A 16692-nucleotide genomic window follows, 5' to 3' on the forward strand; every position below is an offset into this window, starting at 1 on the left:
CTGGGCACATGGCACGACGCGGGATTCTGGGGCGCTCTCGCCGCGAGTACAAGGTTCCCGAGCCGCACACCTCCGGTGAGCGCCCGCCGAAGATCCCCGGCGAGCTCGTCCCGAACCACGTCGCGATCGTCATGGACGGCAACGGCCGCTGGGCCAAGGAGCGCGGGCTGCCGCGCACCGAGGGCCACAAGGTGGGCGAGGGCGTCGTACTCGACGTGCTCAAGGGCTGCCTGGAGATGGGCGTCAAGAACCTCTCCCTGTACGCCTTCTCGACGGAGAACTGGAAGCGCTCGCCCGACGAGGTGCGCTTCCTCATGAACTTCAACCGCGACGTCATCCGCCGCCGCCGCGACGAGATGAACGAGCTGGGCATCCGCATCCGCTGGGTCGGCCGCATGCCGAAGATGTGGAAGTCGGTCGTCCAGGAGCTCCAGGTCGCCCAGGAGCAGACCGTCGACAACGACGCGATGACCCTCTACTTCTGCGTCAACTACGGCGGCCGCGCGGAGATCGCGGACGCGGCGCAGGCGATCGCGCGCGATGTGGCGGCGGGCCGGCTGGATCCCTCGAAGGTCAACGAGAAGACCTTCGCGAAGTACATGTACTACCCGGACATGCCGGACGTGGACCTCTTCCTGCGCCCCAGCGGCGAGCAGCGCACCTCCAACTACCTGCTCTGGCAGAGCGCGTACGCCGAGATGGTGTTCCAGGACGTCCTGTGGCCCGACTTCGACCGCCGCAACCTCTGGCAGGCCTGCTACGAGTACGCCCAGCGCGACCGCCGCTTCGGCGGCGCCGTCCCGAACCAGGGCGAGGGCAGCGCCGGCCGCCCCTGACCGTAGGCTCCGCTGTCATGGATACGAACATGCATGCGGAGCAAGTGGGGACGCCAGGCGGCCGGGCGGTCGAACTGGTGTATCTGACGACCAGGCCGGAGCTCGCCGAGGCGCTCCGGGCCCGGTCCGCCTCGACGGCCGCGGGGCGGCGCCTGCGCTGGATGTACCCCGTGCTCGGGACGCTGCTGGTGCTGTTCGGGGTGCTGACCGTGGTCTTGGACGGGACCGTCAGTGCCCGGGCTGTTGGCGTGGCCGTCGCCGGGGCGGTGCTGTGGGCGCTCTCGCCGCTCGTTCCCCGTCTGACGCCCTGGCTGCTGGCGCGGTCGTTCGGCGGCTACGTGGAGAAGGCGGGGGAGGCTCGGGTCCTCGTCGACGACTCCGGAGTCCGGGTGACGACGGCCGACAGCGAGGCGCGCATCGGGTGGAGCGCGCAGCCCACGTACCTGGAGACACCGGGCTCGTTCGTCATGCTCAGCGACGACAAGTCGGCGGTGGCCCTCACGGTCCTGCCCAAGCGGGGCATCCTGCCCCCGGCGGACACCGACGCCCTGCGGGCGATCCTGGACCGGAACCTGCGCAGGCTCTAGGCGGCCTTGGCAGCGCAGTCGGCGCAGGTGCCGAAGATCTCCACCGTGTGGGCGACGTTCACGAAGCCGTGTTCCGCCGCGATCGCCTCCGCCCACTTCTCCACCGCGGGGCCCTCCACCTCGACGGCCTTGCCGCACTTGCGGCAGACCAGGTGGTGGTGGTGGTCCCCGGTGGAGCAGCGGCGGTAGACGGACTCGCCGTCGCTGGTCCGCAGCACGTCGACCTCGCCGGCGTCCGCGAGGGACTGCAGGGTGCGGTAGACGGTGGTCAGACCCACGGAATCACCGCGGTGCTTGAGCATGTCGTGGAGTTCCTGGGCACTGCGGAACTCGTCCACCTCGTCCAGCGCCGCCGCCACCGCGGCCCGCTGTCGGGTGGATCGTCCTCGTACTGGCGCGGTATTCGTCTCGCCAGGCGCAGTCGCCACCGGTTCCTCCTCGTCTCGGGTGCGGCCCATTGTGCCAGGCGGCCGCCTGCCCGAGGTCTTCAGACCTTTACGTCGTCCCGCGTACAGACTTCCTCGGCGGCGCGGGCGGCCTGGGCGCGGCGCCGGGCCAGGGGGGTGGACACCGCCGTCATGACGATGAACACGGCGATGGCGAGCAGCACGATGGCGCCCCCGGAGGGTGCGTCGACGTAGTAGGTCGCGGCCGTTCCGGAGAGCGAGACCAGGACGCCGATCAGCATGGCCAGGCTCAGGGTGGCGGTGAAGCCCCGGGTGACGCGCTGGGCGGCGGCGACCGGGATCACCATCATGGCGCTGACCAGCAGCAGGCCGACGATGCGCATCGCGACGGTGACGGTGATGGCGGCGGTGACCGCCATCAGCAGGTTCAGGAAGCGCACCGGCAGGCCGGTGACCCGGGCGAACTCCTCGTCCTGGCAGACCGCGAACAGCTGGCGGCGCAGGCCGACGGTGACCGCGATGACGAACACGGCGAGGATCGCGGCGGTGACGGTGTCCTCGGTCGAGACGGTCGTGATGGATCCGAACAGGTAGCTGGTCAGATTGGCCGTGGAGCCGCCCGGGGCCAGATTGATGATCATGACGCCGCCGGCCATGCCGCCGTAGAAGAGCATGGCGAGCGCGATGTCCCCGCTGGTCCTGCCGCGGGAGCGGATCAGCTCCATGCCGACCGCGCCGACGATCGCGACCAGGGTGGCCATCCAGATCGGGCTGGTGTTGAGCAGGAAGCCGAGCGCGACGCCGGTCATGGCCACGTGTCCGATGCCGTCGCCCATGATGGCCTGCCGGCGCTGGACGAGGTACGTGCCGATCGCGGGGGCCGTGAGACCGACGAGGGCGGCGGCGATGAGGGCCCGCTGCATGAAGGCGTAGTCGAGGAGGTCCATCAGCTCAGCAGTCCCGTCCGGAGGGGCTCGGCGTCGTGCGCGGAGTGCGGGTGTACGTGGTCGTGGCCCGGCAGCGCGTGCTGCCCCAGGGCCTCCGGGGGCGGGCCGTCGTGGGTGACGCAGCCGTCGCGCAGGACGACGGCGCGGTCGATGAGCGGCTCCAGCGGGCCCAGCTCGTGCAGGACCAGCAGCACGGCGGTGCCGGCGGCGACCTGGCTGCGCAGGGCGTTCGCGAGGATCTCCTGGTTGGCCAGGTCTACACCGGCCATCGGCTCGTCCATGATCAGGAGCTCGGGTTCGCCGGCGAGCGCGCGGGCGATGAGCACCCGCTGGTGCTGGCCGCCGGAGAGGGCGTTGACGGAGGCGTCGGCGTGCGAGCCCATGTCGACCAGGTCCAGTGCGTGCTCCACGGCGGCCTTGTCGGCCTTGCGCAGGAGCCCGAAACGGGTCCGGGCGAGGCGGCCGGCGGAGACGACCTCGCGGACGGTGGCGGGCACCCCGCTGGCGGCGGTGGTGCGCTGGGGCACGTACCCGATGCGCGACCAGTCGCGGAAGCGCTTGAACTCGGTGCCGAAGAGGGACAGGGCGCCGTCGCTCAGCGGGACCTGGCCGACCACGGCGCGGACGGCCGTGGACTTGCCGGAGCCGTTGGCGCCGAGCAGGGCGACGACCTCACCGCTGCGGACGGTGAGGTCTATGCCGCGCAGCACGGGGCGCGAGCCGAGCGAGGCCGTGGCCCCGCGCAGGGATATGACGGGCTGGTCCAGGGCCTGGCCGGGCTTGGACTCCATGGCTCGTGCCTCCGATGCCGCTACTGCTGTCGCCATTACTTGCTGCCGAGTGCCTTCTGGAGGTTCTTCAGGTTGGCCCGCATGACCTCGAAGTAGTCAGCACCCTGGGACTTGTCCGTGATTCCCTCCAGGGGATCCAGGACGTCGGTCTTCAGGCCGGTGTCCGCCGCGAGGGTCTTGGCCGTCTTGTCGCTGGCCAGGGTCTCGAAGAACACCGTCGACACATTGTCCTGCTTCGAGAGGGTCTGCAGCTCCTTCATCCGGGCCGGGCTCGGCTCGGACTCGGGGTCGACGCCGGAGATGCCCTCCTGGTCGAGGCCGTAGCGCTCGGCGAGGTAGCCGAAGGCGGAGTGGGTGGTGATGAAGGTCTTGGAGGCCGTGTTCTTCAGGCCGTCCTTGAACTCGGTGTCGAGCGCACCCAGTTTGGCGACGAGCTCGTCGGTGTTCTTCTTGTAGTCCGCCGCGTGGTCGGGGTCGGACTTCTCCAGGGCCGCGCCGACGCCCTTGGCGATCTCCGCGTACTTGACCGGGTCGAGCCAGACGTGCGGGTCCTCGCCGGACTCGCCGTGGTTGTGGCCGTCACCTTCGGTGTGGCCCTCTTCGGCGGCCGCGTCATGACCGTCGTGGCCGGAGGTGCCGTGCACCTCCAGCTTGGTGAGGGTGGCGGCGTCGACGATGTTCTTCACGCCGGACTGGGCGATGGCCTTGTCGACGGCGGGCTGCAGCGTCTTGAGGTAGAGGACGACATCGGCCTCGCCGAGCTGCGCGGTCTGCTTCGGGGTGATCTCCAGGTCGTGCGGCTCGACCCCGGGCTTGGTGAGGGTGTCGACCTGCACGTGGTCCTTGCCGATCTGCTCGGCGAGGAACTGCATCGGATAGAACGACGCCGTCACGCCGAGCTTGCCGTCCTTGGCCCCGGCGGCCCCGGCCGTCCCCGAGCAGGCGGTGAGGGCGGTCGCGGCGAGGGCGGCGGTTGCGGCGAGGGCGGCGGTGGGTATGAGGCGTCGTCGTACGTTCATGACATCCATTTTCATCAAAGATGGAAACGATTGTCAAAAACCCTGGTGGGAGGGGTGTGGAGGGCCCGTTTAAGGCGGTCTCGATTTGAAAGGGGGGGTGCGCGCGCCGGTAACCTTGAGGCTTCGCCGTTCGTCCTCGTAAATGAAGAGAGCACCGTGGCCGCCGACAAGATCGAAACCATCGTCAGCCTGAGCAAGCGCCGTGGCTTCGTTTTCCCGTGCAGTGAGATCTACGGCGGCTCCCGGGCTGCCTGGGACTACGGCCCGCTCGGCGTCGAGCTCAAGGAGAACATCAAGCGCCAGTGGTGGAAGGCCATGGTCACCGGACGTGAGGACATCGTCGGCATCGACTCCTCCGTGATCCTGGCCCCCGAGGTCTGGGTGGCCTCCGGTCACGTCGGCACCTTCTCCGACCCGCTGACCGAGTGCACCTCCTGTCACAAGCGCCACCGCGCCGACCACCTGGAAGAGGCGTACGAGGCCAAGCACGGCCGCACGCCCGCGGGCGGTCTCGCCGACATCAACTGCCCCAACTGCGGTGTGAAGGGCCAGTTCACCGAGCCCAAGCAGTTCTCCGGCATGCTGGAGACCCACCTCGGCCCGACCCAGGACACCGGCTCCAAGGCGTACCTGCGCCCCGAGACGGCCCAGGGCATCTTCACCAACTTCGCCCAGGTGCTCACCTCCTCGCGCAAGAAGCCCCCCTTCGGCATCGCGCAGGTCGGCAAGTCCTTCCGCAACGAGATCACCCCCGGCAACTTCATCTTCCGCACCCGCGAATTCGAGCAGATGGAGATGGAATTCTTCGTCAAGCCGGGCGAGGACGAGCAGTGGCAGGAGTACTGGATGCAGGAGCGGTGGAACTGGTACCGCGACCTCGGCATCCGCGAGGAGAACATCCGCTGGTACGACCACCCGAAGGAGAAGCTGTCCCACTACTCGAAGCGCACCGCCGACATCGAGTACCGCTTCAACTTCGGTGGCAATGAGTTCTCCGAGCTCGAAGGCGTGGCCAACCGCACCGACTTCGACCTCAAGGCCCACTCCGCCGCCTCCGGCCAGGACCTCGTGTACTTCGACCAGGAGTCGAAGGAGCGCTACACCCCGTACGTCATCGAGCCGGCGGCCGGTGTCAACCGCGCCATGCTCGCCTTCATGCTCGACGCGTACAACGAGGACGAGGCCCCGAACGCCAAGGGCGTCATGGAGAAGCGCACCGTGATGCGCCTCGACCCGCGCCTGGCCCCGGTCAAGGTCGCCGTCCTTCCGCTGTCCCGCAACCCGCAGCTGTCGCCGAAGGCCAAGGGCCTCGCCGCCGACCTGCGCAAGTTCTGGAACATCGAGTTCGACGACGCGGGCGCCATCGGCCGCCGCTACCGTCGCCAGGACGAGATCGGTACGCCGTTCTGCGTCACCGTCGACTTCGACACCCTCGACGACAACGCCGTGACCGTGCGCGAGCGCGACACCATGAAGCAGGAGCGCGTCTCCCTGGACCAGATCCAGAGCTACCTCGGCAGCCGCCTGCTCGGCTGCTAGGTTCCGCCGCTCGAACGGCAGTGGCCCGGTGCGCGATGCGCACCGGGCCACTGCCGTCTTCCGGGCCGGTTACGCGGGCGCCGGACTGCCGGCCGCGGCGGCCGCGGCGGCCGCCAGAGCTGCGGCCCTCGCCTCGCCCTCGGCCTGGGTGCGCTTGGAGAACCGGACGGTCCAGACGATCAGCGAGACCAGGAAGCCGTAGATCAGGACGGGGCTGACCCACACCATCGTGTCGACGCTCAGCGTGTACGCCAGCGCCACCCGCAGCGCGGCCTCCACCAGGTAGGCGACGCCCCAGACCGTGGTCATCCGCCGCATCGCCGCGCGGAAGTCGGGGTACTGCCAGAGCCCGTTGAAGTACGCCACGCCCTCCTTGGTCCCGTCGGTCCCGAACTTGCGGCCGAAGTAGAACATCAGCGGCCGGGGCGTGAACAGGGTGGCGACGCACAGCGCGCCGAACAGGCCCGTCACTCCCGAGTCCTTGATGAGCAGGGCGCGCGCCGAGTGCGCGCCGATCAGCGTGACGAGAGCGGTGATCACCAGGAAGACCAGGGTGACCACGGCGAACTCGTCGACCTTGCGGCGCCAGGCGAGGTGGACGAGGGAGTCGACCACCGGCCAGCCGCCGCTGACCAGGAGCGCGGCGAACTCGCTCCAGCCCCGGTCGGTGAGCATGTTGTACGTGAGGATGGGCGCGACCACGTTGAACCCGATGGTCAGGATCCAGCCGATCGCGGCGGCCGATCCGGACCTGGCCGGCGGCCCGGACTGCGCTGCCGGTTCTTGCTGAGCGGACAAGGTTCCCCCTGGAACAGACCTGATGGTGTGCGGTAAGGGGGAACCTAGGAACCTGGCAGGTGCACGGCAAGGGCCCGCCGTCCCAAATGATGATCAAGATGTCCGGAGCGGACAGTTCCAGGCGTCAGGCGTCAGGCGTCAGGCGTCAGGCGCGCAGGCCGCGCATGACCAGGGCGGTGACCGCCTCGAACTCGGCGGTGATGGTCGGGTCCAGCCAGTCCGCCGCGTACTGCGGATCGTGGAAGCGCCCGGTGGCGTCGAACACCGCGCGCGCCGCGGCTGGTACGTCGGGCGCGCTGATCGAGCCCGCCGCGACCCCCTCGCCGATGATCCGGGAGAGCTGCCCGATCAGCTCGGTGATGTGGTTCTCCACCACGCCACTGCTCTCGCCGAGCAGCACGATGTACGTCGCGAACAGCTCCGGGTCGTCACCCGCCTTGTGGCGCTTGGCCTCGAACAGAGCCTCCAGCCACGATTCCACCTTGGAGAGGGCGGGCTCGGCCGGAGCCGAGGCGATCTCCTCCAGCATGATCTCGCTCTTGGCGAGCCAGCGTTCCGTGACGGCCTCGCGCAGTGCGGCCTTCGAGGGGAAGTGCCGGTACACGCTGCCGTGGCTGACGCCCAGGGCGCGCGCCACGTCCACCACGGTCGCCTTGGTCGGGCCGAACCGGCGCAGTACCTCCTCGGTGGTTGCGAGGATGCGCTCGGGGGTGAGGGGCTCGGCGGCTGCGGGTGGCATGAGTACGACCGTACAGCCGGATCAGTGCTCGCTGTCCAGGTGGGCCATCTGCGCTGCCGGGTACCGGTCGCCGGCGGCCGCACCGGCCGGGACGGCGTCCTCGATGGCCGCGAGGTCGGTCGGGGTCAGGACGACCTGAAGGGCGCCCAGTGCCTCGCCGAGCCGGTCGCGCCTGCGGGCGCCGACCAGCGGCACGATGTCCTCGCCCCGGGAGAGCACCCAGGCGATGGCCGTCTGGGCGACGGTGACGCCCTTCTCGTCGGCGACCTTGCGCAGGGCGTCGACCAGATCGAGGTTCCGGTCGAGGTTGCCGCCCTGGAAGCGCGGGCTCATCCCGCGGAAGTCGCCCGGAGCCAGGGCACGGTCGCGGGTGAAGTGCCCGCTGATCAGGCCGCGGGACAGCACCCCGTACGCCGTGATGCCTATGCCGAGCTCGCGGGCGGTCGGCAGGATCTCCTCCTCGATGCCGCGCGAGATCAGGGAGTACTCGATCTGGAGGTCGGCGATGGGAGCCACGGCGGCGGCCCGGCGCAGGGTGTCCGCGCCGACCTCGGAGAGCCCGATGTGCCGGACGTGCCCGGCGGTGACCGCATCGGCGATGGCGCCGACGGTCTCCTCGATCGGTACGTCGGGGTCCACGCGGGCGATGCGGTAGATGTCGATGTGGTCCCGGCCGAGCCGCTGGAGCGAATAGGCCAGGAAGTTCTTGACGGCCTCCGGCCGCCCGTCGTACCCGGTGAAGCCGCCCTCGACCGTGCGCAGGGCGCCGAACTTCACGCTGGTCAGCGCCGACTCGCGGGCCGCGGCGGGGGCGGTGCGCAGGGCTTCGTTGATGAGGAGCTCGTTGTGCCCCATGCCGTAGAAGTCGCCGGTGTCCAGAAGGGTGACCCCGGCGTCCAGGGCGGCATGGATGGTGGCGAGGGACTCCGCCCGGTCGGCCTCGCCGTAGAGGGCGGACATCCCCATGCAGCCCAGCCCCAGGGGGAAGATGCCGGGTCCGGTGCTGCCGAGAGTGCGGGTGCCGGCCTTTGAGGTGCTCTGGTTCGTCGTCATGGAACGAGAATGACATGACGGCTGACAGGTTTCAATATCTGTCAGTCCTTCGTGTGAGGAAGCCCCGCCCGCAAGGCGGACGGGGCTGGGTGGGGCGGGGCGGGAGGGTGGGGGAGGGCGTGAGGTCAGGACTCGGGGCGGGCCAGGCGGCTCAGCAGGGTGATGGCGTCCTCGCGCGGGACCGGCCGGAAGAACTCCTCGTCGACCCCCTCGACGGCGGCGATCGCCCGCGGAGCCAACTCGGCCCCGGCCGCGGTGACGCGCAGCCGCTTGGCGCGGGTGTCCGCCGGATCGACCTCGCGGGCGAGGAGCCCCTTCTGTTCCAGGGTGCGCACCACCTGTGAGGTCATCTTCACGTCGGTGCCCGCCTGGCGCGCCAGTGCCTGCTGGTTGGGCTGCTCGCCCTGTTCGTTGAGCCACCAGGCGCAGGCGAGGAGGACGAACTGCACGTGGGTCAGGCCCAGGGGCCCCAGCGCCGCGGCGATGCCCCGCTGCCAGCGCAGGGTGGCGTGCCAGAGGAGGAAGCCGGGGCTCTCGCCGGGGGTCAGGGGCATCAGCCCTGGGCCGTCCGGACCAGCGCGGCCATGGTGTCGGGCCAGTCGGCCGTGATGGCCGGCCCGATCTCCGGGCCCGCCTCGGCGGCGCCCTCGCCGCTGATCTCCATCCGGTACACCACCCGGCTGCGCGCCGGGTCGAGTGCCGGGTCGAGTCGGTAGACGCGATGGGTGGTCCGCAGGACCAGGCCGGCGAAGCGCGCCTCGTCGATGAACATCTCGCCCTCGGCGACCTCGGCGACGAGCAGTTCCACCGGGTCCTGGCCGGCCGGGGTCATGGTGATCTCCGCACCCGCCGCGAAGGGGCCCCGGAGCTCGATCTTCTCGATGTCGGCGTTCCAGGCGCCCCAGTTCTCGACGTCGGCCCACAGGGCCCAGATCGCCTCGGGTGCGGCGGTGGTCTCGATGCCGTGCTCGTACTCCCACATGGGGGCCTCCTGGTAGATATTCTTCGCGCAGACTATCTGCGCGAAGAATAACTGTCCAGGAGGTCGGGCGGGGGGTGCGGCTCGGGCGCGTCAGGCCGCCACGCGCAGGACCAGGGCCGCTGCCGCGACCAGGGTGAGGACGGCCGCGGGGGCGAAGGCGTAGTCCTTCGCGCGCAGGTGGAAGACGACGGCGCCGATGAAGTAGAGGGTCACGCCGATGGCGGCGGCGATGCCCAGCGGGGTCAGCCACAGGCCCGCGACCAGGCCTATCGCCCCGGCCGCCTTGAGGGTGGCCAGCCGGGGGAGCCAGGAGTCGGGCACGCCGACCTTCCCCATGCTCTCCGTGATCGCGGGGTTGCGCTGGAGGGTGAAGGTCGCGGACGCGGCGAGCGTGAGGGCGAGCAGTCCGGCGACGACGGCATAGGCGATGAACATGGTGGGCTCCAACGATCGGCGATGTAGAACCATTGAATACCATCAACGATTGTCCAGGCGCAATCATTTCCCGGTTGTTACGATGTGGACATGACGGCGCTTCAGGACCCCACGCACCCGCCGCAGCGACTGGGCATGCTGCTGGCCTGGCACGGATCGATCACCCAGACCCGCATGAAGCAGGCGCTCAGCGCCGCCGGACTCACCCCGCGCCACGCGATGGCCCTCACGCACCTGGACGGCGGGCCCATCGGCCAGCGCGCGCTGGCCGAGCGGTTGGAGGTGGACCCCAGCGTGCTCGTCGGGATCCTCAACGACCTGGAGGGCGACGGGCTCGTCGAGCGCCGCCGGGACCCGGCCGACCGCCGCCGCCACAACGTCGCCATCACCGACGCCGGCACCGCGGCCCTCGCGAAGACGAACGCGGCCCTCGACGCGGTGGAACTCGGACTCTTCGCCCGCCTCTCGGACCGGGACCAGGAGGCGCTGCGCGGTCTGCTGGACCGGATCGACTCGAACAGCGAGGACTTCGCCTGCGGGGAGTAGGCGGCCAGGCGCTCAGGCGCTCAAACGCTCAAACGCTCAGACGGGCACGCGAGCAGCCGCCCAGCCCCGGCTCAGTGCCGCGGCGAGGCGCCCGTGCGTGCAGGGCCGGCCTTCGGCTCCAGGGCGCGGGCCGTGCGCAGGGCCGTCTCGCGGGCCCAGCTGCCGCTGGTGGCGAAGCCGACGCACAGGACGAGCAGTCCGCACACCGTGATGATCCACCAGGCGGGCCGGGCCGAGGCCACGAACTCGGCGGCGGAACCGGACCCGCCCGCCATCCCGGCGGCCAGGACCGCGCCCACGATCGCCACGCCCAGCGCCCCGCCGGTCTGCCGGCTGGTGGAGGCCACCGCGGCGGCCACCCCGGCCTGGGCGCGCGGCATACCGGAGACCGCGGTGTTGGTGATCGGGGCGTTCACCAGGCCGAACCCGATGCCGAAGAGCACGTACCCGCAGAACAGCATCGGCGTCGAGCTCTCGGCCGAGAAGGCGGCGAACAGCAGCCCGCTCGCGCTCATCGTCACGCCCGCGACCAGCAGCGGCAGCCGCGGCCCCCGGGTGGCGACGAGCCGTCCCGACACGGGCGCGCAAAGGAAGGCGAAGACCGCCATCGGCAGCATGTACAGGCCGGCGTCCAGCGCGCCGAGGCCCCGTACGTCCTGGAGGTACAGGGTGTTCAGGAACAGGAACCCGGACAGCGCGGCGAAGGCGCTGACCGCGATCACCGTGGCCCCGCTGAAGGGGGCGCTGCGGAAGAACCGCGGGTCGATCAGGGGCTCCGACCGCCGCGACTCGTAGACCAGCAGCCCGGCCAGGGACGAGGCGGCGACGAAGGCGCAGCCCAGGATCAGCGGGGAGCCCGGTCCGGCCGCGGGGGCCTCGATGATCCCGAACGTGACCGAGCCGAGCAGCCCCATGACCAGCAGCTGCCCGACCGGGTCCGGGCGGCGCGGGTGGTCGGCCCGGGACTCCGGGATGTAGCGCAGGGTCAGGGCCAGGGCGAGGAGGCCGACGGGGAGGTTGATCCAGAAGATCGACCGCCAGCCGACCGAGTCCACGAGCAGGCCGCCGATCAGCGGGCCCGCGGCCATGGAGATGCCGACGACCGCCCCCCAGACGCCGATGGCGCGTGCCCGCTCGCGCGGTTCGGTGAAGGTGTTGGTGATGATCGACATGGCGACCGGGTTGAGCATCGAGCCGCCCACGGCCTGGATCATCCGGAAGGCGATCAGCCAGCCCAGGCTCGGCGCGAGCGAGCAGAGCACCGAGCCCGCGGTGAACAGCACGACGCCGACGATGAAGACCTTGCGGCGGCCGATCCGGTCCGCGGTGGAGCCGGCCAGCATCAGCAGCGAGGCCAGGACCAGCGTGTACGCGTCGATCGTCCACTGCATACCGGCCACGGAGGCGCCCAGGTCGCGGCGCATGGAGGGCAGGGCGACGTTCAGGACGGTGTTGTCCAGACTGACGATGAGCAGGCTCATGCAGCAGATCGTCAGGATCAGCAGGCGCCGCCGCTGGGTCAGCTCGTCCATGCGGCCGATAGTACGCCTAACTAACGACATGCGATCAACGGCACGGCTGAGCCACAATGGGGGAATGACCACGCTCCCCCCGCCTCTCGCGATCGGCCCGCACACCGTGCAGCCCCCGGTGGTGCTCGCGCCGATGGCCGGCATCACCAACGCCCCGTTCCGTACCCTGTGCCGCGAGTTCTCGGGCGGCAAGGGGCTGTTCGTGAGCGAGATGATCACGACCCGGGCCCTGGTCGAGCGCAACGAGAAGACCATGCAGCTGATCCACTTCGACGAGACCGAGAAGCCCCGCTCGATCCAGCTGTACGGAGTCGACCCCGCGACGGTCGGCAAGGCGGTCCGCATGATCGTCGAAGAGGACCGCGCCGACCACATCGACCTCAACTTCGGCTGCCCGGTGCCCAAGGTCACCCGCAAGGGTGGTGGCTCGGCCCTCCCGTACAAGCGCAACCTGCTGCGCGCGATCCTGCGCGAGGCCGTCGCGGGCGCCGGCGACCTGCCGGTCACGATGAAGATGCGCAAGGGCATCAACGACGACCACCTCACCTACCTCGACGCCGGCCGGATCGCCGTCGAGGAGGGCATCACCGCCATAGCCCTGCACGGCCGCACCACCGCCCAGCACTACGGCGGCACCGCCGACTGGGAGGCCATCGCACGGCTCAAGGAGCACGTGCCGGAGATCCCGGTGCTCGGCAACGGCGACATCTGGTGCGCCGAGGACGCGCTGCGGATGGTCCGCGAGACCGGCTGCGACGGGGTCGTCGTCGGGCGCGGCTGCCTGGGGCGGCCGTGGCTGTTCAACGACCTGGTCGCGGCCTTCGAGGGGCGCCCGGAGGACTTCCACAAGCCGACGCTGCGGGAGGTCGGGCAGACCATGCTCCGCCACGCACAGCTGCTGGGGGAGTGGATCGGCGACGAGGCGCGCGGGGTGATCGACTTCCGTAAGCACGTGGCCTGGTACACCAAGGGCTTCTCGGTGGGTTCGGAGATGCGGCAGAAGCTCGCCGTCACCTCCTCCCTGGCCGAACTGGATGCTCATCTGAGCGAGCTGGATTTGGATCAGCCCTGGCCGGACAGCGCGGACGGTCCGCGAGGCCGTACGTCCGGAAACAACCGGGTTGTCCTGCCCGAGGGCTGGCTGAAGGATCCGTATGACTGCGCGGGCGTGAGCGAGGAAGCCGAACTGGACACGTCCGGAGGCTGAGAAATCGCTGGCAAAGCGTGCCATGCGTGGCGTGACATACGCCACGCATGGGTGAGGTTTCGCTCAGATGAGCGCAATAGTCACGGGTAAGACTTTCAAAGGGTGGCACTGGGTGCCACCCTTTCTGCGTTCAAGTATTGAACGCAAATGTATCGATGATCGCTCATCGGAGCGGAAACAAGCCCCAGTGGGCACCTTGGTCTTCGGGACCTGAAAGGTCTTCGTGTGTTCTGGCTACTCACCAGTTACATTCGATTGGCTGGCACCCAGGTGGTTACGGCCGTATGACCGCCAAGTGGACGTACCCATAAGCCTTCGATCTGGGTATGTTCCTGGCCGTCAGGGCAGCCACCGAGCCTCGAGGAGTCGAGACCCGTGTCGGAAAACAAAGATCAGAAGCTCGTCTACGACTTCACGGAGGGCAACCGCGACCTCAAGGACCTTCTCGGCGGCAAGGGTGCCAACCTCGCCGAGATGACCAACCTGGGTCTGCCGGTCCCTCCCGGCTTCACCATCACCACCGAGGCCTGCAAGGTCTACCTCGACAGCGGCGAGGCCCCGGCCGAGCTGCGCGAAGAGGTCAGCGCGCACCTCGCCGCCCTCGAGGCGAAGATGGGCAAGAAGCTCGGCCAGTCGGACGACCCGCTGCTGGTCTCCGTGCGTTCCGGCGCCAAGTTCTCGATGCCGGGCATGATGGACACGGTCCTCAACATCGGCCTCTCCGACGAGTCCGTCACCGGCCTCGCCACCCAGGCCGGTAACGAGCGCTTCGCGTGGGACTCGTACCGCCGCCTGATCCAGATGTTCGGCAAGACCGTCCTCGACGTGGACGGCGAGCTGTTCGAGGAGGCCCTCGACGAGGCCAAGGCCGCCAAGAAGGTCACCGTCGACACCGACCTCGACGCCGCCGACCTGAAGAAGCTGGTCACCCGCTTCAAGAAGATCGTCGCCAAGCAGGCCGGCCGCGACTTCCCGCAGGACGCCCGCGAGCAGCTCGACCTCGCCGTCGAAGCGGTCTTCAACTCCTGGAACACCGACCGCGCCAAGCTTTACCGCCGCCAGGAGCGCATCCCGAGCGACCTGGGCACCGCGGTCAACATCTGCTCCATGGTCTTCGGCAACCTCGGCCCCGACTCGGGCACCGGCGTCGCCTTCACCCGCGACCCGGCCACCGGCCACGCGGGCGTCTACGGCGACTACCTCCAGAACGCCCAGGGCGAGGACGTGGTCGCGGGCATCCGCAACACCGTGCCGCTCGCGGACCTGGAGACCATCGACAAGGTCTCGTACGACCAGCTCATGACGATCATGACGACGCTGGAGACCCACTACAAGGATCTCTGCGACATCGAGTTCACCATCGAGCGCGGCCAGCTGTGGATGCTGCAGACCCGTGTCGGCAAGCGCACCGCCGGCGCCGCCTTCCGCATCGCCACCCAGCTCGTCGACCAGGGCCTGATCGACGAGGCCGAGGCCCTCCAGCGCGTCAACGGCGCCCAGCTCGCGCAGCTGATGTTCCCCCGCTTCGACGAGGACGCGAAGACCACCCTGCTGGGCCGCGGCATCGCCGCCTCCCCGGGCGCGGCCGTCGGCAAGGCCGTCTTCGACTCCTACACGGCCGTCAAGTGGTCGCGGTCCGGCGAGAAGGTCATCCTGATCCGCCGCGAGACCAACCCGGACGACCTCGACGGCATGATCGCCTCCGAGGGCATCCTGACCTCGCGCGGCGGCAAGACCTCGCACGCCGCCGTCGTGGCCCGCGGCATGGGCAAGACCTGCGTCTGCGGCGCCGAGGACCTCGAAGTCGACACCAAGCGCCGCCGCATGACGGTCGGCGGGACGGTCGTCGAAGAGGGCGACGTCGTCTCCATCGACGGCTCCACCGGCAAGGTCTACCTCGGTGAGGTACCCGTCGTACCGTCCCCGGTCGTCGAGTACTTCGAGGGCCGCATGCACGCCGGCGCCGACGACGCCGACGAGCTCGTCGCCGCCGTGCACCGGATCATGGCCTACGCCGACCGCGTACGCCGCCTGCGCGTGCGCGCCAACGCCGACAACGCCGAGGACGCGCTGCGCGCCCGCCGCTTCGGCGCCCAGGGCATCGGCCTGTGCCGCACCGAGCACATGTTCCTCGGCGAGCGCCGCGAACTGGTGGAGCGTCTGATCCTCGCGGACACCGACGACGAGCGCGAGGAGGCACTCAGTGCCCTCCTGCCGCTGCAGAAGAAGGACTTCGTCGAGCTGTTCGAGGCGATGGACGGGCTGCCCGTCACCGTCCGCCTGCTCGACCCGCCGCTGCACGAGTTCCTGCCCGACATCACCGAGCTGTCGGTGCGCGTCGCCCTCGCCGAGTCCCGCAAGGACGCCAACGAGAACGACCTGCGCCTGCTCCAGGCCGTGCACAAGCTGCACGAGCAGAACCCGATGCTGGGTCTGCGCGGCGTCCGCCTCGGCCTGGTCATCCCCGGCCTGTTCAAGATGCAGGTCCGGGCGATCGCCGAGGCCGCGGCCGAGCGCAAGAACGCCAAGGGCGACCCGCGCGCCGAGATCATGGTCCCGCTCGTGGGCACCGTCCAGGAGCTGGAGATCGTCCGCGAGGAGGCCGACGCGGTCATCGCCGAGGTCGAGGCCGCCACCGGCACCGACCTCAAGCTGACCATCGGCACCATGATCGAGCTGCCCCGCGCCGCCCTCACCGCCGGCCAGATCGCCGAGGCCGCGCAGTTCTTCTCCTTCGGCACGAACGACCTGACCCAGACCGTGTGGGGCTTCTCCCGCGACGACGTCGAGGCCAGCTTCTTCACCGCCTACCTGGAGAAGGGCATCTTCGGGGTCTCCCCCTTCGAGACCATCGACCGCGACGGCGTCGGCACCCTGGTCCGCAGCGCCGTCGAGGCCGGCCGGGCCACCCGCCCCGACCTCAAGCTCGGCGTCTGCGGAGAGCACGGCGGCGACCCCGAGTCCGTCCACTTCTTCCACGAGGTGGGCCTGGACTACGTCTCCTGCTCGCCGTTCCGGATCCCGGTCGCGCGCCTGGAGGCCGGCCGCGCCGCCGCCGAAGCGAAGGGCAGCGACAGCCGCTGACCCTCCGCGGCCCCGATGCCGGGGCCCCATCGACCGCGCCTGCCCCCGGGTTCCCTGACGTCCGGTGGCAGGCGCGTCTATTTCCCCGGCCTTGCCCGCTGTTCCCCGGCGCTCTGCGGCGTTTCACGGCGCCGCCCGGCGTTCCCCCGTGTTCGCGGGCGTTCCCCCGGGCCAGTCTTCGTTCAATGTT

Annotated in this window: 17 protein-coding genes; 6 read left to right on the top strand and 11 right to left on the bottom strand. The window is 69.9% G+C overall.

Annotated features, from left to right (window positions below; genetic code table 11):
- The first annotated feature begins 8 nt into the window (after positions 1-8).
- On the top strand, positions 9-836 hold the full coding sequence (locus OG276_RS25360) for an isoprenyl transferase (RefSeq protein ID WP_266908997.1): 828 nt from the start codon (positions 9-11) through the stop codon (positions 834-836).
- A 17-nt stretch (positions 837-853) separates the two neighbouring features.
- On the top strand, positions 854-1423 hold the full coding sequence (locus tag OG276_RS25365; protein ID WP_266908998.1) for a YcxB family protein: 570 nt from the start codon (positions 854-856) through the stop codon (positions 1421-1423).
- Here the strand turns inward: OG276_RS25365 and OG276_RS25370 are convergent.
- Genes OG276_RS25370 through OG276_RS25385 form a run of 4 tightly spaced genes read right to left on the bottom strand, consistent with a single transcriptional unit; the run spans position 1420 to position 4587 of the window.
- Entirely contained in the window at positions 1420-1851 is a 432-nt protein-coding gene (locus tag OG276_RS25370; protein ID WP_266908999.1) for a Fur family transcriptional regulator, read from the bottom strand. The two genes, OG276_RS25365 and OG276_RS25370, sit on opposite strands and share 4 nt — an antisense overlap.
- Before the next feature lie 59 nt (positions 1852-1910).
- Positions 1911-2777 carry a metal ABC transporter permease gene (locus OG276_RS25375; RefSeq protein WP_266909000.1) on the bottom strand — a complete coding sequence of 289 codons (867 nt, stop codon included), beginning with the start codon at positions 2775-2777 and terminating at the stop codon, positions 1911-1913.
- Positions 2777-3568, bottom strand: a complete 792-nt coding sequence (locus OG276_RS25380) for a metal ABC transporter ATP-binding protein (protein WP_266909001.1) — start codon at positions 3566-3568, stop codon at positions 2777-2779. Before OG276_RS25380 ends, OG276_RS25375 begins: the two co-directional genes overlap by 1 nt.
- Positions 3569-3603: 35 nt before the next feature.
- Positions 3604-4587, bottom strand: a complete 984-nt coding sequence (locus OG276_RS25385; protein WP_266909002.1) for a metal ABC transporter substrate-binding protein — start codon at positions 4585-4587, stop codon at positions 3604-3606.
- A 156-nt stretch (positions 4588-4743) separates the two neighbouring features.
- On the opposite strand from OG276_RS25385, the gene OG276_RS25390 reads away from it, so the two are divergent.
- On the top strand, positions 4744-6126 hold the full coding sequence (locus tag OG276_RS25390; RefSeq protein ID WP_266909003.1) for a glycine--tRNA ligase: 1383 nt from the start codon (positions 4744-4746) through the stop codon (positions 6124-6126).
- 69 nt (positions 6127-6195) lie between these two features.
- On the opposite strand, the gene OG276_RS25395 is transcribed toward OG276_RS25390, so the two are convergent.
- The 6 genes from OG276_RS25395 to OG276_RS25420 all read right to left on the bottom strand — a co-directional run bounded on the left by OG276_RS25395 (position 6196) and on the right by OG276_RS25420 (position 10133).
- Positions 6196-6924, bottom strand: a complete 729-nt coding sequence (locus OG276_RS25395; protein ID WP_266909004.1) for a VC0807 family protein — start codon at positions 6922-6924, stop codon at positions 6196-6198.
- A 145-nt stretch (positions 6925-7069) separates the two neighbouring features.
- Positions 7070-7663, bottom strand: a complete 594-nt coding sequence (locus OG276_RS25400) for a TetR/AcrR family transcriptional regulator (protein ID WP_266909005.1) — start codon at positions 7661-7663, stop codon at positions 7070-7072.
- Positions 7664-7684: 21 nt separating this feature from the next.
- Positions 7685-8716, bottom strand: coding sequence for an aldo/keto reductase (locus OG276_RS25405; RefSeq protein WP_266909006.1), 1032 nt, complete (start codon positions 8714-8716; stop codon positions 7685-7687).
- A 125-nt stretch (positions 8717-8841) separates the two neighbouring features.
- Positions 8842-9270, bottom strand: a complete 429-nt coding sequence (locus tag OG276_RS25410; RefSeq protein WP_266909007.1) for a MarR family winged helix-turn-helix transcriptional regulator — start codon at positions 9268-9270, stop codon at positions 8842-8844.
- Positions 9270-9698: a polyketide cyclase gene (locus tag OG276_RS25415; protein ID WP_266909008.1), complete on the bottom strand. Its 429-nt coding sequence runs from the start codon at positions 9696-9698 to the stop codon at positions 9270-9272. The genes OG276_RS25410 and OG276_RS25415 overlap by 1 nt, the downstream gene beginning before the upstream one ends.
- Before the next feature lie 90 nt (positions 9699-9788).
- A complete protein-coding gene (locus tag OG276_RS25420; RefSeq protein WP_266909009.1) occupies positions 9789-10133 on the bottom strand; it encodes a DoxX family protein in 345 nt (114 codons plus the stop codon).
- 90 nt (positions 10134-10223) lie between these two features.
- Between OG276_RS25420 and OG276_RS25425 the strand changes: the two genes are divergently transcribed.
- Entirely contained in the window at positions 10224-10679 is a 456-nt protein-coding gene (locus OG276_RS25425; protein ID WP_266909010.1) for a MarR family winged helix-turn-helix transcriptional regulator, read from the top strand.
- 71 nt (positions 10680-10750) lie between these two features.
- On the opposite strand, the gene OG276_RS25430 is transcribed toward OG276_RS25425, so the two are convergent.
- Positions 10751-12211, bottom strand: a complete 1461-nt coding sequence (locus OG276_RS25430; RefSeq protein WP_266909011.1) for an MFS transporter — start codon at positions 12209-12211, stop codon at positions 10751-10753.
- 64 nt (positions 12212-12275) lie between these two features.
- Here OG276_RS25430 and dusB point away from each other — a divergent pair, with 64 nt between their 5' ends.
- A complete protein-coding gene (dusB, locus tag OG276_RS25435; protein WP_266909012.1) occupies positions 12276-13418 on the top strand; it encodes a tRNA dihydrouridine synthase DusB in 1143 nt (380 codons plus the stop codon).
- A 375-nt stretch (positions 13419-13793) separates the two neighbouring features.
- Positions 13794-16502: a pyruvate, phosphate dikinase gene (gene ppdK, locus OG276_RS25440; RefSeq protein ID WP_266909013.1), complete on the top strand. Its 2709-nt coding sequence runs from the start codon at positions 13794-13796 to the stop codon at positions 16500-16502.
- The last annotated feature ends 190 nt before the right edge of the window (positions 16503-16692 follow it).

It is taken from the genome of Streptomyces sp. NBC_00086 (assembly GCF_026343255.1).
Taxonomy (GTDB): Bacteria; Actinomycetota; Actinomycetes; order Streptomycetales; family Streptomycetaceae; genus Streptomyces.